Annotated in this window: 21 protein-coding genes; 14 read left to right on the forward strand and 7 right to left on the reverse strand. The window is 67.3% G+C overall.

What is annotated here, in order from left to right; all coding sequences use genetic code 11:
* Position 1 precedes the first annotated feature (1 nt).
* From M2282_RS27210 to M2282_RS27225, 4 genes are all read left to right on the forward strand, one after another.
* Positions 2-748 carry an ABC transporter ATP-binding protein gene (locus M2282_RS27210; protein ID WP_280811898.1) on the forward strand — a complete coding sequence of 249 codons (747 nt, stop codon included), beginning with the start codon at positions 2-4 and terminating at the stop codon, positions 746-748.
* A complete protein-coding gene (locus M2282_RS27215; RefSeq protein ID WP_280811899.1) occupies positions 745-2007 on the forward strand; it encodes an ABC transporter permease in 1263 nt (420 codons plus the stop codon). Before M2282_RS27210 ends, M2282_RS27215 begins: the two co-directional genes overlap by 4 nt.
* Positions 2008-2010: 3 nt before the next feature.
* Positions 2011-2637 carry a DUF3299 domain-containing protein gene (locus M2282_RS27220; protein WP_280811900.1) on the forward strand — a complete coding sequence of 209 codons (627 nt, stop codon included), beginning with the start codon at positions 2011-2013 and terminating at the stop codon, positions 2635-2637.
* A gap of 153 nt (positions 2638-2790) precedes the next feature.
* Positions 2791-4890, forward strand: coding sequence for a DUF3300 domain-containing protein (locus M2282_RS27225; protein WP_280811901.1), 2100 nt, complete (start codon positions 2791-2793; stop codon positions 4888-4890).
* A gap of 31 nt (positions 4891-4921) precedes the next feature.
* Here the strand turns inward: M2282_RS27225 and M2282_RS27230 are convergent, their stop codons facing one another.
* Entirely contained in the window at positions 4922-6190 is a 1269-nt protein-coding gene (locus M2282_RS27230; protein WP_280811902.1) for a glutamate carboxypeptidase, read from the reverse strand.
* A 236-nt stretch (positions 6191-6426) separates the two neighbouring features.
* On the opposite strand from M2282_RS27230, the gene M2282_RS27235 reads away from it, so the two are divergent.
* Positions 6427-6861, forward strand: coding sequence for a VOC family protein (locus tag M2282_RS27235; RefSeq protein ID WP_280811918.1), 435 nt, complete (start codon positions 6427-6429; stop codon positions 6859-6861).
* 74 nt (positions 6862-6935) lie between these two features.
* Here the strand turns inward: M2282_RS27235 and M2282_RS27240 are convergent, their stop codons facing one another.
* Positions 6936-7649, reverse strand: a complete 714-nt coding sequence (locus tag M2282_RS27240; RefSeq protein ID WP_280811903.1) for a helix-turn-helix domain-containing protein — start codon at positions 7647-7649, stop codon at positions 6936-6938.
* A 204-nt stretch (positions 7650-7853) separates the two neighbouring features.
* On the opposite strand from M2282_RS27240, the gene M2282_RS27245 reads away from it, so the two are divergent.
* The 8 genes from M2282_RS27245 to M2282_RS27280 all read left to right on the forward strand — a co-directional run bounded on the left by M2282_RS27245 (position 7854) and on the right by M2282_RS27280 (position 17600).
* Positions 7854-9014, forward strand: coding sequence for an NAD(P)/FAD-dependent oxidoreductase (locus tag M2282_RS27245; protein ID WP_280811904.1), 1161 nt, complete (start codon positions 7854-7856; stop codon positions 9012-9014).
* Positions 9015-9049: 35 nt separating this feature from the next.
* Entirely contained in the window at positions 9050-10495 is a 1446-nt protein-coding gene (locus M2282_RS27250) for a M81 family metallopeptidase (protein WP_280811905.1), read from the forward strand.
* A gap of 136 nt (positions 10496-10631) precedes the next feature.
* The gene (locus M2282_RS27255) at positions 10632-12212 is read left to right on the forward strand and encodes an ABC transporter substrate-binding protein (RefSeq protein ID WP_280811906.1); all 1581 of its coding nucleotides are present in this window, start codon (positions 10632-10634) and stop codon (positions 12210-12212) included.
* Positions 12213-12236: 24 nt separating this feature from the next.
* Positions 12237-13172, forward strand: a complete 936-nt coding sequence (locus tag M2282_RS27260) for an ABC transporter permease (protein ID WP_013540151.1) — start codon at positions 12237-12239, stop codon at positions 13170-13172.
* 26 nt (positions 13173-13198) lie between these two features.
* A complete protein-coding gene (locus tag M2282_RS27265) occupies positions 13199-14089 on the forward strand; it encodes an ABC transporter permease (RefSeq protein WP_432422948.1) in 891 nt (296 codons plus the stop codon).
* A gap of 7 nt (positions 14090-14096) precedes the next feature.
* Positions 14097-15134 carry an ABC transporter ATP-binding protein gene (locus M2282_RS27270; protein ID WP_280811908.1) on the forward strand — a complete coding sequence of 346 codons (1038 nt, stop codon included), beginning with the start codon at positions 14097-14099 and terminating at the stop codon, positions 15132-15134.
* Complete coding sequence (locus tag M2282_RS27275; RefSeq protein WP_280811909.1) at positions 15131-16126, forward strand: ABC transporter ATP-binding protein; 996 nt, start codon at positions 15131-15133, stop codon at positions 16124-16126. The genes M2282_RS27270 and M2282_RS27275 overlap by 4 nt, the downstream gene beginning before the upstream one ends.
* Before the next feature lie 16 nt (positions 16127-16142).
* Positions 16143-17600 carry an N-acyl-D-amino-acid deacylase family protein gene (locus tag M2282_RS27280; RefSeq protein ID WP_280811910.1) on the forward strand — a complete coding sequence of 486 codons (1458 nt, stop codon included), beginning with the start codon at positions 16143-16145 and terminating at the stop codon, positions 17598-17600.
* Between the two features lie 6 nt (positions 17601-17606).
* Here M2282_RS27280 and M2282_RS27285 read toward each other — a convergent pair whose 3' ends face one another.
* The 5 genes from M2282_RS27285 to M2282_RS27305 form a co-directional block, all read right to left on the reverse strand.
* A complete protein-coding gene (locus M2282_RS27285; protein WP_280811911.1) occupies positions 17607-17819 on the reverse strand; it encodes a hypothetical protein in 213 nt (70 codons plus the stop codon).
* A 125-nt stretch (positions 17820-17944) separates the two neighbouring features.
* The gene (locus tag M2282_RS27290; RefSeq protein ID WP_280811912.1) at positions 17945-18862 is read right to left on the reverse strand and encodes a ZIP family metal transporter; all 918 of its coding nucleotides are present in this window, start codon (positions 18860-18862) and stop codon (positions 17945-17947) included.
* Positions 18863-18973: 111 nt separating this feature from the next.
* Positions 18974-19873: a dienelactone hydrolase family protein gene (locus M2282_RS27295; protein WP_280811913.1), complete on the reverse strand. Its 900-nt coding sequence runs from the start codon at positions 19871-19873 to the stop codon at positions 18974-18976.
* Between the two features lie 99 nt (positions 19874-19972).
* On the reverse strand, positions 19973-20725 hold the full coding sequence (locus M2282_RS27300; RefSeq protein WP_280811914.1) for an aspartate/glutamate racemase family protein: 753 nt from the start codon (positions 20723-20725) through the stop codon (positions 19973-19975).
* 112 nt (positions 20726-20837) lie between these two features.
* Positions 20838-21728: a transporter substrate-binding domain-containing protein gene (locus tag M2282_RS27305; RefSeq protein ID WP_280811915.1), complete on the reverse strand. Its 891-nt coding sequence runs from the start codon at positions 21726-21728 to the stop codon at positions 20838-20840.
* Between the two features lie 55 nt (positions 21729-21783).
* On the opposite strand from M2282_RS27305, the gene M2282_RS27310 reads away from it, so the two are divergent.
* A partial coding sequence (locus M2282_RS27310; protein ID WP_280811916.1) for a hypothetical protein occupies positions 21784-21979 on the forward strand: 196 nt, incomplete at its 3' end.

Below are 21979 nucleotides of genomic sequence, written 5' to 3' on the forward strand. Positions count from 1 at the left end.
TGTGAACACCGCCTTGCAGGCCGACCCGACGCCCCTGCGCGTCGTGCTTGCGGCCGAATCGCTGCGCTTTGCGTGGCCCGGCGTGAAGACGCCGTGCATCGACATCGAGGCCTTCCGCATCACCGCCGGTGAATCGGTGTTCCTGCATGGCCCGAGCGGCTGCGGCAAGAGCACGCTGCTGTCGCTGCTGGCGGGCGTGCTGGTGGCCGACGAGGGCCGCGTCACGCTGCTGGGACACGACTGGTCCAAGCTCTCGGGCGCCGCGCGCGACCGCTGCCGCGTGGCGCACGTGGGCTACATCTTCCAGCAGTTCAACCTGCTGCCTTACCTGAGCGTGCTCGACAACGTGCTGCTGCCCTGCCGCTTCTCGGCCCGGCGCGAGGCGCAGGCCGCGCGCAGCGGCAGCTCGCGCGAAGAAGCCGAACACCTGCTCGACCAGATGGGCCTGGACCGCAACCTCTGGAAGCGCCAGGCACTGCAGCTCTCCGTGGGCCAGCAGCAGCGCGTGGCCGCGGCGCGCGCGCTCATCGGCCAGCCCGAGGTGGTGATTGCCGACGAGCCGACCTCCGCGCTCGACGAAGACCGGCGCGAAGCCTTTCTCGACGTGTTGCTCACGGCCTGCGCGGTGAACCACAGCGCGCTCGTGTTCGTGAGCCATGACCAGCGCATTGCGCAGCGCTTTGCGCGGCATGTGCTGCTGCCTGAGATCAATCGCGCGGCATCCAGCGCAATGGCGGTGGATGCATGAACGCACTCTTCTCGATTGCGTGGCGCAGCGCCTGGAACCGCCGCTTCACGCTCGCGCTTACCGTGTTCTCGATTGCGCTCTCGACCTTCCTGCTGCTCGGCGTGGAACGCATCCGCACCGAACTGCGCGAGAACTTCGCGTCGTCCGTCTCGGGCACCGACCTCATCGTCGGCGCGCGCACCGGCTCCACGCAGCTCTTGCTGTACTCGGTGTTCCGCATCGGTGCGGCCACCAACAACATCTCGTGGAAGAGCGTGCAGGCGCTGGCCGCGCACCAGGGCGTCGACTGGGTCGTGCCGTTGTCGCTGGGCGATTCGCACCGCGGCTTCGCGGTGCTGGCCACCTCGCCCGAGTACTTCGCGCGCTTTCGCTACGGCGACAAGCAGTTGTTGAAGCTGCGCGAGGGCAAGCCCTTCAGCGAACTCTTCGATGCGGTGGTCGGTGCGGAAGTGGCCGACAAGCTCGGCTACCACTTGGGCCAGAAGATCACGCTCGCCCACGGCAGCGGCGAACTCAACGTGGCCGAGCATGCCGACAAGCCCTTCACCGTGGTCGGCGTGCTCGCGCGCACCGGCACGCCGGTCGACCGCACGGTGCACATCGGCCTGGAGGCCATGGAAGCCATCCACCTCGAATGGGTGGGCGGCGCGCCGATGCCGGGCGTGAAGATTCCCGCCGAGCAGGTGCGCAAGTTCGACCTCACGCCCAAGAACGTGACGGCCGCGCTCGTGGGCCTGAAGAACCGCGCCGCGGTGTTCGGCGTGCAGCGCTGGATTTCGACCTACAACGGCGAACCGCTGATGGCTATCCTTCCCGGCGTGGCGCTCGACGAACTCTGGAGCGTGATCGGCATCGGCGAGAACGCGCTCTTGCTGATGTCGGCCCTGGTCGCGCTCGTCAGCCTCGCGGGCCTGGTCTCGGTGGTGATGGCAGGCCTGAACGAGCGGCGGCGCGAACTGGCCGTGCTGCGCGCCGTGGGCGCGGGTTTGCGCCATGTGCTGGCGCTGCTCGCGCTCGAAGGCGCCATGGTCACCGTGCTGGGCGTGGCCTTCGGCGTGGTGATGGCGGTGCTCGGCATCGCCCTGCTGTCGCCGTGGCTGCAGTCGCAGTTCGGGCTGACACTGAGCCTCTCGGAACCTACACTCAACGAATGGCTGCTGATGGCGAGCCTGCTGGTCGCAGGTTGGCTGGCAAGCCTCTTGCCTGGCATCCGTGCCTACCGACTCTCACTGGCGGACGGCCTCTCACCGAGGATTTGAACCATGAAGACCTCCACGATCCAAGCTTTCACTCGCCTTTCAATGCTGCTCGCCGGTGCCGGCCTCGCAGCGGCCGCGTGGGCCGCCGAGCCCGCGCCCAAGGACACCACCGCATCGAACCCGCTCGGCGGCAAGGCGGCAGCACCCGTCGTCGCCAAGGGCACGCCGGGCCAGCCGCGCCAGATCACCTGGGAAGAGCTGGTGCCCAAGGACTGGGACCCGGCCAAGGAGTTCAAGGGCATGGACCTGAGCGCGCTGGACGACGGCGACCCGCGCGCCAACGAGATGCTCATGAAGATGCAGGAGGTGTCGAACAACGCGCCGACCAACCCCGCGATGAATGGCGCCGAGATCAAGATCCCGGGCTTCATCGTGCCGCTCGAAGAGGCCAAGGGCGAAGTCACCGAGTTCCTGCTCGTGCCCTACTTCGGCGCCTGCATCCACACGCCGCCGCCGCCGGCCAACCAGATCCTGCACGTCATTCCGCAGAAGGGCGCCAAGTTCCGCGCCATGGACACGGTGTGGGTCACCGGCAAGCTGCAGACACAGCGCAACGATTCCATGATGGGCGTGAGCGGCTACCACGTGAGCGCCACCAGCGTCACCAAGTACTCCGGCGGCGCCAAGTAGGCGACGGTTGCCCGCGTGTGGGCGGTGCCCCACACCGGCAGCAGGGCCCGGACGACACAGACGGTTGCATCACAGGCGCAGGATCGGTCATCGCAGACCGTCAGGGACCGTTGAGAGAGTCAGGCGTGACGTCGGCGCCTTGATGGAACTCCTATGAACATCCAACGTCCCCCCTTCTCCCGCGCCCCTCGCCTTCTCGCGGTTTCGCTGTGCATTGGCGCGCTCGCCCTCGCGGGCTGCGACAAAGCCGCACCACCCGCCGCCGCGCCACCGAGCGCTACCGCGGACCCGGCCATCTCGATGCCTCCGCCCACGGTGCCGCAAGCCCCTGCCGCGGCGCCCGCGGCACCGGTGCCGGTCGCCTACACGCCGCCATCGGCAGAGCAGCTCTACCAACTGGTCGCGCCCATCGCGCTCTATCCCGACAAGCTGGTCGCACAGATCCTGGCCGGCGCCACCTACCCCGAGCAGATCACCGCCGCGCACGACTGGCTCGGACAGAACAGCAGGCTCAAGGCCGGCCCACTCGCCGACGCAGCCAACCAGCAGCCGTGGGACCCGAGCGTGAAATCGCTCACCGCCTTCCGCCCCGTGCTCGACCAGCTCGCAGGCAACATCACCTGGACAGAATCGCTCGGCAAGGCCTACTACAACGACCCGGCCGACGTGATGAACGCGATCCAGGTCATGCGGCAGCGCGCATCGAAGGCGGGCCGGCTGAAGAACAACGACAAGCTGCGAGTGGCCAGCGCCGCCGCGCCGCGCGACTACGTGCCGGCGCCGGACATGCAGCCGGTCTACGGCGGGCCCGCCGTGATCGAGCCGCCGCAGCAACTGATCACCATCGAACCCGTGCAGTCCGACGTGGTGTACGTGCCGCGCTACGACCCGCAGGTGATCTACGGCGAGCCTTTGCCCGTGTACCCCGGCTATGCCTATGCACCGCCACCCATGGAGGTCGCGCCCGGCTACAGCCGCGGCCAGGTTGCAGCGGCCGGTGCGCTGGCATTCGGCACGGGCGTGATCGTCGGCGCCGCGCTGGAGCGCCACGGCTGGGGCTGGAACGCATGGAACATGAACTGGGGCGCGCCGCGCGATCGCGGTCGTGACCGCGGCCCCGACCGCATGGTGCAGCCGGCCTACGCACGGCCCGCGGTGGTCTACAACAACAGCACCTACATCTCGCGCTCGACCACGGTGGTCAACAACGTGCGGAATGTCTACAACAACAACGACCGCAACGGTGGTCCGCGTGGTATGCCGCCCGGCGCGCCGCCGCCCAACTCTGCGCAGCAGCAACAACAGGCGCAGTTCGCACAACTGCAGCAACAGCAGCAGCAACAGCAACAACAACAGGCGCGGCAGCAGCAGGCCGCGGCACAACAGCAACAATTGCAGCAACAGCAAGCCCAGCAACGCGCACAGCAGCAGGCTCAACAACATCAGGCACAGCAGCTGCAGGCCCAGCAAGCCCAACAGCAACAGCAGGCCCGGCAGGCACAGATGCAGCAGCAGGACCAGGCACGACGCCAGCAAGCGCAGCAGGCACAACAACAGGCCCAGGCCCAACAACAGGCGCATGCCCCCAACCAGCAGCCGCCGCAACAACAACAGGCCCGTGTCCAGCAGCAGCAACAGCAGGAACAGTTGCGCCGCCAGCAAATGGAACAGCAACAGCAGGCGCGCGCCACCGCCCAGCAAGCCCAGCAACAACAGCAGCGCGCGTTGCAGGACCGGCAGCGCCAGCAGCAGCAAACCCAACAGGCCCAGCAGGCGCAACAGGACCAGTCACGCCGCCAGCAGATGCAACAGCAACAGCAGCAGGCGCAGCAACAGGCCCGCGCGGCCCAGCAGCAACAGGCGCAACAGCAGCAGATCCAGCGGCAACAGGCCCAGCAACAACAGCAACAACGGCAGCAGCAGCAGGCCCAGAACGAGGCCCGCCAGCAGCAGGACCAGATGCGCCGCCAGCAACAGCAACAGCAACAGCAACAGCAGCAACAACAAGCCCAGGCCGCACGCGCACAACAACAGCAGCAGGCGATGCAACAACAGCAGCAACAACGCCAGCAGCAGATGCAGCAACAGCAGCAGGCGCAACAGGCCCAGATGCGCCAACAGCAACAGCAGGCAGCCCAGGCGCGCCAGCAGCAGCAGCAACAGGCTCAACAGCACGCCGCGGCGGCGGCCGCTGCGGCCGCGGCCCACAAGCCACCGGCCCGCCCCGGCGAGCCGCCTCGCCAGCAGCCCTGAAACCGAGGCCGTCCGGCCGCCCTCGCGCCGCTTACTGCTTGCCGATCTCGGTCAGCAGGCGTGTGACGAGGTAGATGCGCGGCACGATCGAATCGACTTCGATGTATTCGTCGCGTGCGTGATACCCGAAGCCCGCGAGGCCGAAGCTCTCGACCACCGTGGCCTTGCCCGAGCGGCCCGCATAGCCCGCATCGGTGCCGCCGCCGGTCATCGGCGTGAGCGCGAGGTCGCGGTCGATTTCCTTGTAGATCGCCTGCGCCTTCTCGGCCAGTGCACGGCCCTTCGCGCCCGCCACGAAAGCCGGGCGGCCGACCTCGACCTTCACCGTCGTCTCCGTGTCGGGGATCAGCTTGCCGCTCGCGATCTTCGCCTGCAGCACTTCATTGAGTTTTTTCTCGGCACCCGGCTGCGTGATGCGGATGTCGCCCAGCGCCTGCGCCTTCTCGGTGATCTGGTTGATCGGGCCGGTGGCGCGCGCCACGGTCCAGTTGAGCGTCACGCCCGGAATGTCCTTCGCAAGGTCCTTGGTCTGCAGCATCTGGTACGACAGTTCGTACAGCGCGTTGCGGCCCAGCTCGGGCGCGGCGCCCGCGTGCGCCGCGCGGCCCTTCACTTCCATCGTGGCCTGCGCGATGCCGGCTGCGCCCAGCAGCAGCGACTCGCCCTTGGCCACCGACTTGGCAGCCGTCGGCTCGAACGACAGCACCGTGTCGTGCAGATCGGCCGTGGTGGCGATGAGTTCGCCCGAACCCACCGAGCCCACTTCTTCATCGGGGTTCACGAGCACCGTGAGCGTGTCGTAGTCGCGCCAGCCCGCATCGGCCAGGATCTTGAGCGAGGCCAGCATCACCGCGATGCCGCCCTTGTCGTCGGCGATGCCCGGGCCGTAGATGCGATTGCCGTCCACCTTGTAGGGCTGGCTGCCGAGGATGCCGGCGGCATACACCGTGTCCATGTGGCCCTGCAGCATGATCTTGCGCTTGCCGGTGCCCTTGAGCGTGCCGATGATGATGTCGGCGCCCGCGCCGGCCTCCGTCTTGCGGCGCTCGGTCTTGAAGCCCGCGGCCTTCAGGCGGCCCTCGATCACATCGGCCATCTTGAGGAGGCCCTCGACATTCAGGCTGCCCGATTCGATCTGCACCATCTCCTTGAGGTTGTCGATGACGGCGGGTTGCGCCTTCTCGGCGGCGGCGAGCAGTTTCGCGTCGGGCGCGGCCTGCGCGGCGACGGCGCCCAGGGCGAAGCCGCAGGCGATGGCGACGGAGCGCAGGGCGAAGAAGGACGAGGAGCGCATGGTCATGGTGGTTCTCTTTTCTCGAAATGAATGGCGGGCGCCAGCATAGCGAGCCGGAGCGGGAATGCGGCGCAAATCGGCGACAGCGCGATGACTTGACGGGCGTTGTCCCGAACGCGTACAAGGCACGCAGACACCGGACCGATTGCTCGACCGGGATGAGCACCGGCGCGATGCCGCGCCATCCGGCCCGGACGCCGATTCCCCATGCCACGACGCCGTTGAAAGAGGACCCCAAGCACATGACAATCAAGCGAATGGACAACGTCCTGATCGTTGTCGACGATCTCGAAGCGGTGAAGGCTTTCTTCATCGAGCTGGGCCTCGAACTCGAGGGCCAATCCACAGTGGAAGGGCCTGATGTCGGGAGCCTCATAGGCCTTGGAGACGTCCGGGCCACCCTCGCGATGCTGCGCACTCCCGATGGGCAGGGAATCGAACTGGACAAGTTCCACACGCCGGCGGCGGTCAGGTTCGGTCCCGTGGACGCGCCCGTGAACGCCTTGGGTCTTCGTCGCATCATGTTTGCCGTCGATGACATCGACGCCGTCGTTTCGCGGATGCAGGCCCATGGCGCAGAACTCATTGGCCAGATGCAGTACGAGAAATCGTATCGGCTCGCCTACATCCGCGGGCCTGAGGGCATCATCGTCGGGCTTGCCGAGCAACTCGGCTGAGGGGGCTGCGCGAAGCTCGTCGCGATGGCCGTGGCGTAGATGGGTTGCGGTCTGCCGCCGACAGGCCAGACCACTCAACCCTTGCTGCCGCGCGCCGTCTTCTTCGCCGCGGCCACCTTGCGCGCCGGCTTCAGCGCAGGCGCCTCGCGCGCCGACTTCATGTGCCCGCTCTCCCCCGAGGTCACGCCGACGATCTTCGCGAGCTGCCGGCTCACGCTCACGTACGCATGGCCGATGCTGCTGTCGTAGTACAGCGAATCGCCGCGCGCCAGGTGCACCACTTCGCCCGTGTCGAAGTGCACCTCGATCTCGCCCGACAGCACATAGGCGAACTCCTCGCCCGGATGCCGTGCGAAGTCTTCCGGGCCGTTGATGCGGCGCGCATGCACCGTGCCGACGACGGGGCTCATCTGCTTGCCGGCCGCCGTGGTGCCGAGGAACTCGTAGGCGAACGAGAGACCGCGGTAGACCACGCCCTTGCCCGCGCGCGTGACCACCGGCCCGTCGAATTGCGCGGGCTTGACGCCGGCGCCCGCGAACATCGCGTTCATGTCCATCTCCAGCGCGCGACCCAGCGCGGCGAAGTTCTCGTAGCCCAGCGCGAGCTGGCCGCGCTCCGCACGCGAGATGGTGGTGATCGACACGCCCGAACGCTCGGCCAGTTGCGCCAGCGTCCAGCCGAAGCGCTTGCGCGCGGTGCGCAGGCGGTGACCGAAAGTGGTGCGGTCCAGCGTGGGCGCCTCGTCCTTTTGCTTCGTCCCCGGCTTGGTCCCTGTGTGTGGATTCACGCTTGGCTTTCTCTTTGTGGTGCATGGCGATTCTGCCAGCGGGGCCGCGCACCATCCATGGCAACCCGGATGACGCAGGCGCGGAAGTTGCGTATACGCAAATTGCATTGACGCAAATTTCACCGATACGGTGCACCATGGTTTCCCCTTGGTCAGCTGCAAATAATTTGCGTATACGCAAATTTCTTCCTACACTTTTCAGCGATGACTCTCAGCACAACAACACTTACCGTGGCCGACTACCTCGTGATCGGCGGCGGCATTGCCGGGGCTTCGGTGGCCCACTGGCTCGCGCCGCATGCCAGCGTGATCCTTCTGGAACGCGAAGCGCAACCGGGCTACCACTCCACCGGCCGCTCGGCCGCGCTCTTCATGGAAAGCTACGGCACGCCGCAGGTGCGCGCCCTCACCATGGCGAGCCGCGCGTTTCTTCAACATCCTCCCGAGGGCTTCTCCGAACACCCGCTGCTCACGCCGCGCGGCGCGCTGATGGTCGGCGGCACGGCGCAACTCGCAGAACTCGACGCCCACTGGGACGTGCTGCGCGCCATGGACACGGGCGCCAAGCGCCTGAGCAGTGAAGAAGCGCTCGCGATGGTGCCCGCCCTGCGTCCCGAGCAGGTGGCCGGCGGCGTGTACGAACCCGAAGCGGCCGACATGGATGTGCATGCCATCCACCAGGGCTATCTGCGCGGCATGCGCAAGGCGGGCGGCAAGCTGGTGTGCGATGCGGAAGTCACGGCCATCGAGCGCATCGGCGAACGCTGGCGCGTGACGGCCGGCGGCAATGTCTACGAAGCGCCGGTGCTGCTCAATGCCGCGGGCGCATGGGTCGATACCGTCGCGAAGCTCGCAGGCGTGCGCCCCCTGGGCATCGAGCCGCGCCGCCGCTCGGCCTTCATCTTCGCGCCGCCCGAAGGCGAGAGCGTTGCGCACTGGCCGATGGTCTTCAATGCCGACGAAGGCTGGTACATCAAGCCCGATGCCGGCATGCTGCTCGGCTCGCCGGCCAATGCCGACCCGGTCGATCCGCAGGACGTGCAGCCCGAGGAGCTGGACATCGCCATCGCGATCCACCGCATCGAGGAGGCGACCACGCTGGCCATCCGCCGCCCCACGCGCACCTGGGCGGGCCTGCGTTCCTTCGTGGCCGACGGCGACCTGGTCGGCGGCTTCGAGCCCGATGCGCCCGGCTTCTTCTGGGTCGCGGCACAGGGTGGCTACGGCATCCAGACCTCGGCGGCGATGGGCGAAGCCTGCGCCGCACTGGCACGCGGGCTGCCATTGCCCGAGCGCATCGCGGCCTTCGGGCTCACGGCCGAAATGCTCGGGCCGCAGCGCCTGCGCACCGCTGCAGTCGCCTGACAAGACACTCCCACAACAACCACAGAGACAACCCCATGCGTGTCTTCAGCGCCTCCCTCGCCACCGAGACCAACACCTTCGGCCCGATGCCGACCGGCCTCGCTTCATTCAAGGACCGCGGCCACTTCCCCGCCGGCAAGCACCCCGATGCAATGACACTGTTCTCGGGCCCGCTGTGGGCCGCACGCATGCGCGGCGCCGACAAGGGCTGGCAACTCTTCGAAGGCATGGTGGCCGGCGCGCAACCCAGCGGCACCACCACGCGCCATGCCTACGAAACGCTGCGCGACGAGCTGCTCGGCGACCTGCGCGCGGTGCTGCCGGTGGACATGGTGCTGCTCGGCCTGCACGGCGCGATGGTGGCCGAGGGTTATGACGACTGCGAAGGCGACCTGCTGGCGCGCGTGCGGCAGATCGTGGGGCCGAAGGTGGTGATCGGCGCCGAGCTCGATCCGCACAACCACCTCACGCCGGAGATGGTCGCCAACTCGGACCTGATGATCTCCTTCAAGGAGTACCCACACACCGACGTGCTCGAGCGCGGGCTCGAACTGGTGGACATCTGCGCCGCGATGGTCGAGGGCAAGGTCAAGCCGGTGGCCGCGGTGGTCGATTGCGACATGATCGTCACCGTGCACACCTCGCGGGAGCCTGCTCTTGGCTTCGTCAAGCGCATGCAATCGCTCGAAGGCAAGGACGGCGTGCTCTCGGTCTCGCTCACGCACGGCTTCTCGTGGGGCGACGTGCCAGAGATGGGCACCAAGGTGCTGGTCTACACCGATGGCGACCAGGCCAAGGCCGACGCACTGGCCCGCCAGCTCGCCGACGAGGTGATCGCGATGCGCGACGGCCTCACGGTCAACTACCCGAGCATCGACGCCTCGCTCGACGAAGCGCTGGCCTTCGACGGCGGCCCCGTGGTGCTGTCCGACGGAGCCGACAACCCCGGCGGCGGCGCCGCGAGCGACTCCACCTTCATCCTGCGCCGCATGCTCGAGCGCGGCATCGCCAACGCGGCACTCGGCCCGCTGTGGGACCCGATCGCGGTGCGCATCGCCTTCGATGCGGGCGTGGGCGCGAAGCTCGCGATGCGCATCGGCGGCAAGATCAGTCCGCTCTCGGGCGACCCGCTCGATGTGGAATGCACCGTGAAGGCGTTGATGCACGACCTGGTGATGACCGGTCTCGCAGGCACGCCCACGCCGATGGGCGACTGCGCGCTCATCGAAACCAACGGCATCGAGATCGTGCTGATCACGCTGCGCAACCAGGCGATGGGCACCGACCTGTTCACGCAGCTGGGCTGCGATCTGGCCGCGAAAAAGATCATCGTCGTGAAGTCGTCGCAACACTTCTATGCGTCGTACTCGAAGGTGGCGAAGCATGTGATCTACGCGGGTGCGCCCGGTGCAGTCACCCTCGACTTGAACACCCTGCCCTACAAGAAAGCACGCCTGCCCAAGTGGCCGATCACGGCATGACCCCCAGGCTTGCCCACTTCGTGTGGCCTCCAACCCCCTTCCAGGGGGCAACACCAGCGGCCCGGCAAAGCCGGTTCCGCGGTGTTCGCGAATGAATCTGACCCGCTTCTTTTCAGCCTCTACCGGAGTACCGACGATGAAACGACGAACGCTTGCAGCCGTTGCCGCCCTGGCGCTTTCCGCCGCGTGCCTCCCGGCGCTCGCCCAGGCGCCCGCGCCCAAGACGCTGAAGGTGGTGGCGCATGCGGACCTGAAGATCCTCGACCCGACCTTCACCACGGCCTACATCTCGCGCAACTTCGGCTACATGGTCTACGACACCCTGTTCGCGCAGGATTCGACAGGCAAGCCGCAACCGCAGATGGTCGAGAAGTACACCGCGTCCAAAGACGGCAAGCAGTGGAGCTTCACGCTGCGCCCGGGCCTGAAGTTCTCCGACGGCAGCGCCGTTACCTCGGCCGATGCCGTGGCCTCCCTGCAGCGCTGGGCCGCGCGCGACAGCCTGGGCCGCGCGATGACCGCAAGCGGCGCCGAGTGGAAGCAAGGCGATGCGCGCACCTTCACGCTCACGCTCACCGAGCCTTTCGGCATGGTGCTCGACGCACTGGCCAAGCCCTCGGGCTTTCCGCCGGTGATCCTGCCCGAGCGCCTTGCCAGGATGCCGGCCACCGCGCCGCTCACCGAGGTGCTGGGCTCGGGCCCCTTCATCTTCAAGCGCGACGAATGGGTGCCGGGCAACAAGGCGGTGTTCGTGCGCAACCCCAACTACGTGGCGCGCAGCGAACCGCCGAACGGCCTCGCGGGCAGCAAGAAGAGCAACTTCGAGCGCGTCGAGTGGCTGTACCTGCCCGACTCGAACAGCGCCATCGCGGCACTCAAGCGCGGCGAGGTCGACATCGTCGAGCAACTGCAGCCCGACTACATCGCGCCGTTGCGTACCGACAGCACGGTGAAGATCGGCTCGGGCGGCGCCTACCAGGGCTTCCTGGTCATGAACCAGTTGCACCCGCCCTTCAACAACCCGAAGGTGCGCCAGGCGCTGCTGCAGGCGGTGAACCAGGAGCGCTTCGTCGCGGCCATGGGCTATCCGCTCGATATGCGCATGGCCTACTGCCCCACCTTCTTCATCTGCGGCAGCCCGAACGAAACCTCGGCCGGCGCCGAGCCCTACCGCAAGGCCGACGTGGCCAAGGCCAAGAAGATGCTGGCCGATGCGGGCTACAAGGGCGAGAAGGTGGTGCTGCTGGTTCCGAGCGACGTGCCTTACCTCAACGCCGAGGCGCTGATGGCCGCGCAGACCATGAAGAGCATCGGCATCAACGTCGATGCGCAGAACCTGGACTGGGCCTCCATCGGCGCGCGCCGCGCCAAGCGCGATGCGCCCGAGGCCGGCGGCTGGAACATGTACGTGACGGTGGCGGGCGAGTTCGATGCCAACTCGCCGATCAGCAACGCCTACCTGGGCGCGGCCTGCGGCAACACGCTGCCGGGCTGGCCCTGCGACAAGCAGCTGGACGACCTGCGCACCGCATGGCTGAAGGAGACCGTGCCCGCCAAGCGCCGCGAACTGCTCGATGCCTTCCAGGCCCGCGCCTACGAGGCCGTGCCGTACATCAACGCGGGCCAGTACTCAGCCGCCTTCGCCGCGCGCGCCAACCTCAAGGGGCTGGACAAGCTCTGGGCCGGCATGCCGATGTTCTGGGCGCTCGACCGCTAACGGCCACACGACGCGCGCACTGCCATGGGCTACATCGTTCGACGCTTTCTCTCGACGCTCCCCGTCATGGCGGTGGTGGCCGTGGTGGTGTTCCTGTTGATCCACCTGTCGCCGGGCGATCCGGCCGCGCTGATTGCGGGCGACCTCGCGAGCGTGGAAGACATCGAGAAGCTGCGCGCCGCGCTCGGGCTGAACCTGCCGCTGTGGCAGCAGTTCGCGGTGTGGCTGGGCAAGCTCTTCACGGGCGACCTGGGCACCTCGATCTTCACGCAGGTGCCGGTGTCGCAGCTGCTGGGCCAGCGGCTGGAGCCCACGGTGTCGATCGCCGCGCTCACCATGCTGATCACGCTGGTGGTGGCGGTGCCGCTGGGCACGCTCGCGGCCTACCGCGCGGGAAGCTGGGTCGACCGGCTGGTGATGGTGTTCGCGGTGCTCGCGTTCTCGGTGCCGGTGTTCCTCGTGGGCTATCTGCTGATCTACGCGTTCGCGATCCAGCTGCCGTGGTTTCCGGTGCAGGGCTACGTGCGCTTTGCGGAGGGACCGGGCGAGTGGCTGCGCTCGCTGGTGCTGCCGTGCGTGAACCTGGCCCTGGTGTACATCGCGCTGGTGACGCGCATGACGCGCGCCACGGTGCTCGAAGTGCTGCACGAGGACTACATCCGCACCGCGCGCGCCAAAGGCCTGGGCGTGCTGCCAGTGCTGGGGCATGCGCTGCGCAACGCGGCCATTCCCATCGCAACGACCATCGGCGTGGGCATCGCGCTGTTGATCGGTGGCGTGGTGGTCACCGAGACGGTGTTCGCCATTCCGGGCGTTGGGCGGCTGGTGATCGATTCGGTGCAGCGCCACGACTACCCGGTGATCCAGAGCGTGCTGCTGCTGTCGGCGGGTGTGTACGTGCTGATCAACCTCCTGATCGACCTGAGCTACCGCCTCTTCGATCCGCGCATTCAGTACTGAACGAGCCCATGTCCACCGTACTCCCGATGAGCGACCTTCCCCTACCCGCTGCGCCGGCATCCTCGGTCGAGGATGCCCCCTTCGTACCGCCCCGCTGGCGCTGGGTGCGCAAGCACCCGACGCTCATCATCGGCGCGCTGCTGCTGATCGCCGTGGCTGCGCTCTCCATCGCCGCACCGTGGATCGCCACGCACGACCCGCAGGACATCGACCCGCTCGCGCGCATGCAGCCACCGGGTGCAGAGCACTGGTTCGGCACCGACGCACTGGGCCGCGACGTGTTCAGCCGCGCGGTCTGGGGCGGGCAGGTATCGATGATCGTCGGCGCCTCGGTCGCGGTGCTGGCGACGGTGTTCGGCGTGCTGATCGGCCTGTTCGCGGGCTTCGTGCGCTGGGCCGACGGACCGGTGATGCGGGTGATGGACGGGCTCATGGCCATCCCCGGCATCCTGCTCGCGATTGCGCTCATGGCGGTGACGCGCGCGAGCCTCACGACGGTGATCGTGGCCATCACGGTGCCCGAGATACCGCGCGTGGTGCGGCTGGTGCGCTCGCTGGCGCTCACGCTGCGGGAGCAACTCTATGTGGAAGCTGCGCATGCGGTCGGCACGCGGCTGCCGGTCATCCTGTTCCGCCATGTGCTGCCCAACATGATTGCGCCGCTGATCGTGCAATCGACCTTTGTCGCGGCCGCCGCGGTGCTCACCGAAGCCGCCCTCTCCTTCCTCGGCGTGGGCGTGCCCGCGCAGACACCCAGCTGGGGCAACATGATGGCCGAGGGCCGCAACTTCGTGGCGGTGGCGTTCCACATCATCCTGTACCCGGGGCTGCTGCTGGCGGCCACGGTGCTGGCGATCAACCTGCTGGGCGACGGCCTGCGCGATGCGCTCGATCCGCGTCTCGCTCGGCAACTGTGAGCGCACCATGAAGCCCATGTCCCATGTTGCGCTCGCCCCCGGCGAGCCCCTGCTCGAACTCGACAACCTGCGCACGCACTTCCACACGCTCAACGGCGTGGTGCGCTCGGTCGATGGTGTCTCGTACACGGTGCGCGCGGGCCGCACGCTCGGCGTGGTCGGCGAATCGGGCTGTGGCAAGAGCGTGACCGCGCTCTCGATCCTGCGGCTCGTGCCCACGCCGCCCGGCCGCCACATGGGCGCGGTGCGCCTGCGCGGCACCGACCTCATGCAGCTGAGCGAGCGCGAGATGCGGCAGATTCGCGGCAACCGCATCTCGATGATCTTCCAGGAGCCGATGACCTCGCTGAACCCGGTGCTCACCGTGGGCCGGCAGATCGCCGAGACGGTGCAGCTGCACCAGAAGGCCAGCCGCGCCGAAGCGATGCAGCGCGCGGTCGAGATGCTGCGCGTGGTGCAGATCCCCGAGCCCGAGCGGCGCGTGAACGAGTATCCGCACCAGCTCTCGGGCGGCATGCGGCAGCGCGTGATGATTGCGCTGGCGCTGGCCTGCAACCCCGAGGTGCTGATCGCCGACGAGCCGACCACCGCGCTGGACGTGACGATCCAGGCGCAGATCCTCGACCTCATCCGCCGGCTGCAGAAGGAGCTGGGCATGGGCGTGGTGATGATCACGCATGACCTGGGCGTGGTGGCCGAGAGCTGCGACCGCGTGGTCGTGATGTATGCCGGCAAGAAAGTCGAGGAGGCCGACGTGATCGATCTCTTCGACCGACCGCTGCATCCCTACACGCGCGCGCTGATGGCCTCGATGCCCGCGATGAACACGGCGAGCGCGCGGCTCACGGAGATTCCGGGCCTGGTACCGGCCGCGCACGAGCTGGGGCGCGGCTGCGCTTTCGCTGCGCGCTGCAGCCATGCGCGCGAGCGCTGCCGCGTCGAGACGCCGCAGCTCACGCAGCAAGGCGGCGACCATGTGGTGGCGTGCTTCGCCGTCGAAGAGCAATGGGCCGATGCAACGGATGCAGCCGAGGTGACCGCATGACGACGACCGCAGTTCCGCTGCTCCAGGTGCGCAACCTGCGCAAGCACTACATCTCGCCCAAGCGGTGGCTGCGGCCCGACAAGCCGGCGATCCAGGCGGTCGATGGGGTTTCGTTTTCCGTCGCGCGCGGCGAAACGCTGTCGCTGGTCGGCGAGTCGGGCTGCGGCAAGACGACGACCGCGAAGTCGGTGATGCGGCTGATCGAGCCGACCTCGGGTTCGGTGTCGCTCGATGGCGAGGAGCTGCTGACGCTTTCGGCCAATGAGATGCGGTTGCGCCGCCGGCAGTTGCAGATCATTTTTCAGGACCCGTACGCCTCGTTGAACCCGCGCCTGACAGCCGGAGACATCGTGGCCGAGCCGTTGCGCAACTTCGGCATGGGCGCGGCGGCCGAGCGACGCGAGCGCGTGCAGTGGCTGTTTTCGCGCGTCGGCTTGCGGCCTGAAGCCGCGAAGAAATTTCCGCACGAGTTCTCGGGCGGGCAGCGGCAGCGGCTGGGCATCGCGCGCGCACTGGCACTGAACCCCAAGCTCATCGTCTGCGACGAGCCGGTCTCCGCGCTCGACGTGTCGGTGCAGGCGCAGGTGGTCAACCTCCTGATGGACCTGCAGGCGGAGTTCGGCATCGCGTATCTCTTCGTCGCGCACGACCTCGCCGTGGTGCGGCACATCAGCCACCGCGTGGCGGTGATGTACCTCGGGCACATCGTGGAGATCGCGGACCGGGACACGCTGTTCTCCGCACCGCTGCATCCGTACACCGAGATCCTGCTGTCGGCCGTGCCCGTGCCCAACCCGCGCACGCCTGCCCGCCGCATGCTGCTGCAGGGCGATCCGCCGAGTCCCGCGAATCCGCCTTCGGGCTGCCGCTTTCACACACGATGCCCGATGGCCCAGGCCGTGTGCAAGGAGAAGACGCCCGAGCTGAGCGAGCGCCCGTCATCCTCGAATGGCGGCACCAGCACACATTTGGTCGCCTGCCACTTCCGCTGAAGAAAGAACCCCACCAATGACCGACAAGACACCCCACTACGACCTGCTGATCCGCGGCGGCACCGTGATCGACGGCACCAAGGCGCCACGCTTCGATGCCGACGTCGGCATCGTCGACGGCCGCATCGCCGCCATCGGCAAGCTCACGGGCCACACGGCCGACCGGACGCTCGACGCCACCGGTCGCATCGTCGCGCCGGGCTTCATCGACTCGCACACACACGACGACCAGGCCGTGCTCTCGCAGGCACAGATGCCGTTCAAGGTGTCACAGGGCGTGACCACGGTGGTGGCCGGCAACTGCGGCATCAGCGCCGCGCCGTTGCGCGTCGACATGGACCTGCCGATGCCGCTGAGCCTGCTCGACACGCCGGCCGAGGGTCGCTTCACCACCTTCGCCGCGTACCTCGATGCGCTGCGCGCCACGCCGTCATCGGTGAACGTGGCCGCGATGGTGGGCCATTCGACGCTGCGTGCGGTGGTGATGTCCGACCTCGACCGTCCTGCGAACGAAGTTGAAATCGCCGCGATGCAGGCCTTGGTCGAGGAAGCGATGCAAGCCGGCGCCATCGGCCTTTCCACCGGCACCTTCTACCCGCCCGCAGTGAAGGCGACGACCGAGGAGATCATCGAAGTCGGCCGCCCGCTCACATCGCGCAAGGCGCTCTACGTGACCCACATGCGCGACGAAAGCGACCACGTGATGGAGTCGCTCGAAGAAACCTTCCACATCGGCCGCGCGCTCGACATCCCGGTGGTGGTGTCGCACCACAAGGTGCAGAACGCGCAGAACTTCGGCAAGACGAAGGTGACGCTGCCCTTCATCAAGGAAGCGATGCAGCACCAGTGCATCGGCCTGGATTGCTACCCGTACACCGCAGGCTCCACCATGATCCGCACCGACCGCGGAATGATGGACGGCCGCGTGCTCATCGCCTCCAGCGTGCCGCACCCCGAATGCGCGGGCCGTGACCTGAAGGACATCGCGGCCGAATGGGGCGTGTCGGGCGAAGAAGCGGCCGTTCGCCTGCAGCCGGGCAGCGCGATCTATTTCATGATGGACGAGGACGATGTGCAGCGCGTCCTCGCCTTCGAAGACACCATGATCGGCTCCGACGGCATTCCGCTCGGCGAGAAGCCGCATCCGCGTTTGTGGGGCACCTTTCCGCGCGTGCTCGGGCACTACAGCCGCGACGTGGGCCTGTTCCCGCTGGAGACGGCAGTGTGGAAGATGACCGGGCTCACCGCCCGCAACTTCGGCCTGCACGAACGCGGCACGCTGAAGCCGGGGCACCATGCCGACGTGGTCATCTTCAATGCCGCGACAGTGCGCGACACCGCGAACTACGAAACACCGACGCAGCCGGCCGAAGGCATCGATGCGGTGATCGTGAATGGCGCCGTCACCTGGCAACACGGCGTGCACAGCGGTGCGCGCAACGGGCAGGTGATCGTGCGGCGGGAAGCGGCCTGACGGGGATCAGTCAGGGGCGTTCATCACGCGGTCGAACTCTTCGTCGGCCGGCACGTTGTCGGCATCGAGCTCGCTGGCATCGGTGAGATCAATGCCGGTTTCTTCCGACAGGTCGTCGGTGATTTCGCTGTCGGTTTCTTCGAAATCGTCGGCTGGCGTGTTGTCGTCATCGTCTTCGGATGGCGAAGCGGAACGCGCGGTGGCGTCGACGTGATTCATGATCGGCTCCTCGGCTGATGAATGCTGAACGGCCTCTATGGTGCGCCTGTTTCGGCCGTTCCGGTTCATCCGATCGGTGGCGTCGGTGTCGGAAAGTTTCCCGCCCTGCTGCCGCGCCCCGGTCGTCAGTCCTTGTGGACGTGGCCGTGTTCGCCGTGCCCGGGGTCGTCGTGGCCGTGGTCATGCCCATGCTCGCCGTGCGCAAGGCGGCTCACCAGCGTAACCAGCACGATGCCCGCGACCAGCCACAGGATCTGCGCGGCGGTCTGGCGGGCGGGCAAGCGTTTTTGCAGCTGAGGGATCAGGTCGGCCAGCGCCACATAAACAAAGCTGCTCCCGGCCAGCACCAGGAAGTACGGCAGCCAACCGTGCAACTGGTCGACCAGCCACCAGCCCGCGATGCCGCCGAGCATGGTCATGGTGCCGGCGAGCGACACCTTCACGAGCGCCACGCGCTGGTTCGCCGAGCTCTGGCGCAGCACCACCAGATCGCCGATGTGGTGCGGCACCTCGTGCGCGAGCACGGCCAGCGCAGCCACGAGGCCCAAGCGAATGTCGGCGACGAAAGCCGAAGCGATGAGGATGCCGTCGCCGAAGCAGTGCACGCTGTCGCCGGTGAGCACGGCCCAGCTGCCGCCGCCCTTGGGGACGTGGTTGTGTGCGTGGCCATGGTGGTCGTGAGCGTGTGCGTGGTCGTGCGCGTGGTCATGACCCTTGTGCGCATCCGGCCCCTCTGGGGTGTTGCCATGGTGATGCTCGTGCCCGTGGTGCCACAGCTCGGCCTTGTCGAGCAGGAAGAAGAACACCAACCCGAACAGCAGCACGGCGAACAGCAGCGCCGGCTCGATGCGGCTTTCGAAAGCCTCGGGCAAGAGATGCATGAAGGCGGTGGCGAGCAGCGCGCCGGCCGCCAGGCTCAACAGATGCTGCGGGTTCACGCCGCCTGAGCCGTTGCGCACGCCCACGCGCAGCAGCAACGCCGCCAGCCAGACACTTCCGATGCCGGCGACCAGGGTCGCGGCGATGATGACTATCAAATTCATAGCTGCTGCTTGCGCAAAAGGAGCGGTCGTCAGGACCGCATACCGTTCATAAAAAGGAAAAGGCCGTCACACAGGACGGCCTTCGGCGGGGATGGCTACAAGGCGCCGTCGTCAGGCGACGCCATTGGCTTTGAACCAGGCTGTGGCGCGCTGCCATCCGTCGTCTGCTGCGCTCTTCACGTAGCTGGGGCGGTAGTCGGCATGGAACGCGTGGCCTGCCTCGGGGTACACGACGAAGCTCGATGCCTTGGCCGCCGCGGTTCCGGTGGCCAGAGCAGCTTTCATCTTATCAACCGTGTCAAGGGGGATGCCCTGGTCTTTTCCGCCGTAGAGGCCGAGCACCGGCGCCTGCAGGCTGGCGGCGATGTCGATGGGGTGCTTGGGCTGCAGGTCGCTCGCCTGCCCGACGAGTCGGCCGTACCAGGCGACGCCCGCCTTGACCTTCCCGGTGGCCGCATAGAGCCAGACGATGCGCCCGCCCCAGCAAAAGCCGGTGATGCCGGCCTTGCTGGTGTCGCCGCCGTTGGCCTTGGCATAGGCCAGCGCGCCATCGAGGTCGGCGATGACCTGCGCGTCGGGCACCTTGCTGACGATGTCGGCCTGCAGCTTCGGAATGTCGGTGTAGCCGCGCGGATCGCCCTGGCGCGCATACAGCTCGGGAGCGATGGCCAGGTAGCCCAGCTGGGCGAAGCGGCGGCAGGTGTCGGCGATGTATTCATGCACGCCGAAGATTTCCTGGATCACCAGAACGACCGGCAGGCCGGTCTTGCCGGCGGGCGCCGCGGCATACGCGGGCACCTCGAAGCCGTTGACCGTGTACTTGATGGGGCCGGCCTTCAGGCCCTCGGCCGAGGTGGAAATGGCGGTCTGCGCCATCACCGGCATCACGGCGGCTGCATAGCCGACGCCGATGGCGGCCTTCAGGGCTGTGCGGCGCGTGGCGCCCTGCTCGGTGCTGTCGCCGGGGCGAAGCGAATCGAAGTCGGAACGGCTGTCGTCAAGTGGGGACATTCAAGGGGCTCCAGTTGAATCGTCGGACAAGGGGCGTTGCGCGAAAAACGCACGCCGCAATGTAGGCGAAATCGGCCAGTCGCCTCTATGACCGGAAATTCAGTGGGGTCGGCCCTGCGTCCCGTACGCCCGGCGCGCCAGCGCGGCCGCGAGCACCTGCGCGGGATCGACCAGGCTCAGCCCGGCCACGGCGGCCGAGCCCTGCAGCCCCAGCGGCACCTCGGTGCAGCCCATGATGATGGTGACGGGCCCGTGCCGCTCGGCCAGGCGCAGCGCGACCTCCGAGAAGCATTGCTCCGCAAGCGGCATGTTGCCGGCCTTCACGCCGTCGAAGATGCCGCGCATGATGGTCTGGCGCTCGTCGGCCAGCGGCACGTGGCAGCCCAGGCCCGCTTCGGCCAGCGCCTGCTCGTAAAGACGCACGCGGTAAGTGCCCTCGGTGGCCATCAGCGTCACCTCGGTGGCGCCCCGTGCGGCCAGTTGCTGCGCGGTCTCGCGCGCCATGTGCAGCAGCTCGACCTGCGGAAAACGCGCCTGCAGGTTGCCGTGCCAGGCGTGCGCGGTGTTGCAGGCGATGGCCACGGCGCGGCTGCCGAGCGCGGCCAGCCGGCCCAGCGCCTGCAGCATCGGTTCGAGCGGCTGGTGCGCGCCGCTGTCGGCCGAGGCCAGTGCGTCCGTGCGGTCTGGCACCGGCACCTGCGCAAGCCAGTGTTCGGGAAAGGACTGGTCGCGCACCGGCTCGCCGCGAGCGCGCATCTGCTGCGCGCAGGCCTGCACGAAGAGCCGGACGAAGTCGGCGCCCGCCGCGGGGCCCATGCCCCCCAAGATGCCAACTACGTTCGTCGAAGCCATGGTCTTTCTCTGTTTCAGGAATACCGCGGAACCGGCTTTGCCGGGCCGCTGGTATTGCCCCCGGTAGGGGGTTGGCAAAGCGACACGAAGTGCGCGCAGCCTGGGGGCGAGCTCAAGTGGCCGGCTTGTCGCTGAAGGCTTTCAGGTTTTCCTTCAGCTGATCGCTCATCGGCAGGTTCAGCGGCACATTCTTCGGCGGAATCGGCTGCATGAACCACTTGGTGTAGAGCTTCTCGAACTCGCCGCTCTTCATCATGCCGATGAAGGTGTCGTCCACCAGCTTCTTGAAGGCCGGATCGTCCTTGGGCAGCATGCAGGCGTAGGGCTCGACCTGCAGCGCCTCGCCCACCACTTCGTAGTCGGCCGGCGTCTTCGCGTTGGCGATCAGGCCGAACAGCAGGATGTCGTCCATCGCGAAGGCGACGGCGCGGTCGCTTTCGACCAGCAGGAACGCATCGGCGTGGTCCTTGCCGAGCACGATGTCCATGCCCAGGTTCTTCTCGGTGTTGTACTTTCGCATGACCAGCGCATTGGTGGTGCCGGTGGTGCTGGCCACGGTTTTCTTGGCGAGGTCGGCGTAGTCCTTGATCTTCGAGGATTTCTTCGTCAGGAGGCGCGTGCCCGTGTAGAAGTGATTGACCGCGAAGGCCACGTCCTTGCCGCGCGCGCTGTTGTTGGTGGTGGAGCCGCACTCCAGGTCGATGGTGCCGTTGGTGATCAGCGGAATGCGGTTCTGCGAGGTGACCGCCATCAGCGAGACCTGCAGGTTGGGCTTGTTCAGCTTCTTCTTCACCGCTTCGACCACGGCGTTGGAGAGTTCCACCGAGAACCCGATCGGCTTGTTGGGGCCGTCCAGGTAGCTGAAGGGCACCGACGACTCGCGGTAGGCGAGCGTGATCTTGCCGGACTCGGCGATCTTGGCGAGCGTGTCGGCGGCTTGCGCGCCGGTGGCGGTGAAGAGCACCGCGGCAGCCATGGATGCCATCAATACGGAGAGTTTCATTCGAGCCTTCATTCGGTTGGATTGAACAGAAGCGCAGTGTAAGAAGGAGTGACGCATGGCGACAATTCCAAATAACCCCGGGGTCATGCCCAAAGGTTATGGGCGGGGGTTCTTTTGGCATTTCCGGGCGGCGCGGGGCGCCTCTACAGTCGAGCCGTCTCCTTATATCTTTCGAATAGTTCAAACTTCATTGGTCGAGGTGCTGCAAAGCACGTCGATCAGTGAACGGGTTGACTCGCCACCGCGCAGCC

This window comes from Variovorax boronicumulans (assembly GCF_029892485.1).
Lineage (GTDB): Bacteria > Pseudomonadota > Gammaproteobacteria > Burkholderiales > Burkholderiaceae_C > Variovorax > Variovorax boronicumulans_B.

Coding starts and splice junctions, on each gene's coding strand:
- M2282_RS27235 (WP_280811918.1), top strand. CDS start 6,427: ATGACAATCAAGCGAATGGACAACGTCCTGATCGTTGTCGACGATCTC.
- M2282_RS27230 (WP_280811902.1), bottom strand. CDS start 6,190: ATGACCATGCGCTCCTCGTCCTTCTTCGCCCTGCGCTCCGTCGCCATC.
- M2282_RS27280 (WP_280811910.1), top strand. CDS start 16,143: ATGACCGACAAGACACCCCACTACGACCTGCTGATCCGCGGCGGCACC.
- M2282_RS27260 (WP_013540151.1), top strand. CDS start 12,237: ATGGGCTACATCGTTCGACGCTTTCTCTCGACGCTCCCCGTCATGGCG.
- M2282_RS27225 (WP_280811901.1), top strand. CDS start 2,791: ATGAACATCCAACGTCCCCCCTTCTCCCGCGCCCCTCGCCTTCTCGCG.
- M2282_RS27215 (WP_280811899.1), top strand. CDS start 745: ATGAACGCACTCTTCTCGATTGCGTGGCGCAGCGCCTGGAACCGCCGC.
- M2282_RS27285 (WP_280811911.1), bottom strand. CDS start 17,819: ATGAATCACGTCGACGCCACCGCGCGTTCCGCTTCGCCATCCGAAGAC.
- M2282_RS27290 (WP_280811912.1), bottom strand. CDS start 18,862: ATGAATTTGATAGTCATCATCGCCGCGACCCTGGTCGCCGGCATCGGA.
- M2282_RS27250 (WP_280811905.1), top strand. CDS start 9,050: ATGCGTGTCTTCAGCGCCTCCCTCGCCACCGAGACCAACACCTTCGGC.
- M2282_RS27270 (WP_280811908.1), top strand. CDS start 14,097: ATGAAGCCCATGTCCCATGTTGCGCTCGCCCCCGGCGAGCCCCTGCTC.
- M2282_RS27295 (WP_280811913.1), bottom strand. CDS start 19,873: ATGTCCCCACTTGACGACAGCCGTTCCGACTTCGATTCGCTTCGCCCC.
- M2282_RS27300 (WP_280811914.1), bottom strand. CDS start 20,725: ATGGCTTCGACGAACGTAGTTGGCATCTTGGGGGGCATGGGCCCCGCG.
- M2282_RS27265 (WP_432422948.1), top strand. CDS start 13,199: ATGAGCGACCTTCCCCTACCCGCTGCGCCGGCATCCTCGGTCGAGGAT.
- M2282_RS27220 (WP_280811900.1), top strand. CDS start 2,011: ATGAAGACCTCCACGATCCAAGCTTTCACTCGCCTTTCAATGCTGCTC.
- M2282_RS27255 (WP_280811906.1), top strand. CDS start 10,632: ATGAAACGACGAACGCTTGCAGCCGTTGCCGCCCTGGCGCTTTCCGCC.
- M2282_RS27245 (WP_280811904.1), top strand. CDS start 7,854: ATGACTCTCAGCACAACAACACTTACCGTGGCCGACTACCTCGTGATC.
- M2282_RS27305 (WP_280811915.1), bottom strand. CDS start 21,728: ATGAAACTCTCCGTATTGATGGCATCCATGGCTGCCGCGGTGCTCTTC.
- M2282_RS27275 (WP_280811909.1), top strand. CDS start 15,131: ATGACGACGACCGCAGTTCCGCTGCTCCAGGTGCGCAACCTGCGCAAG.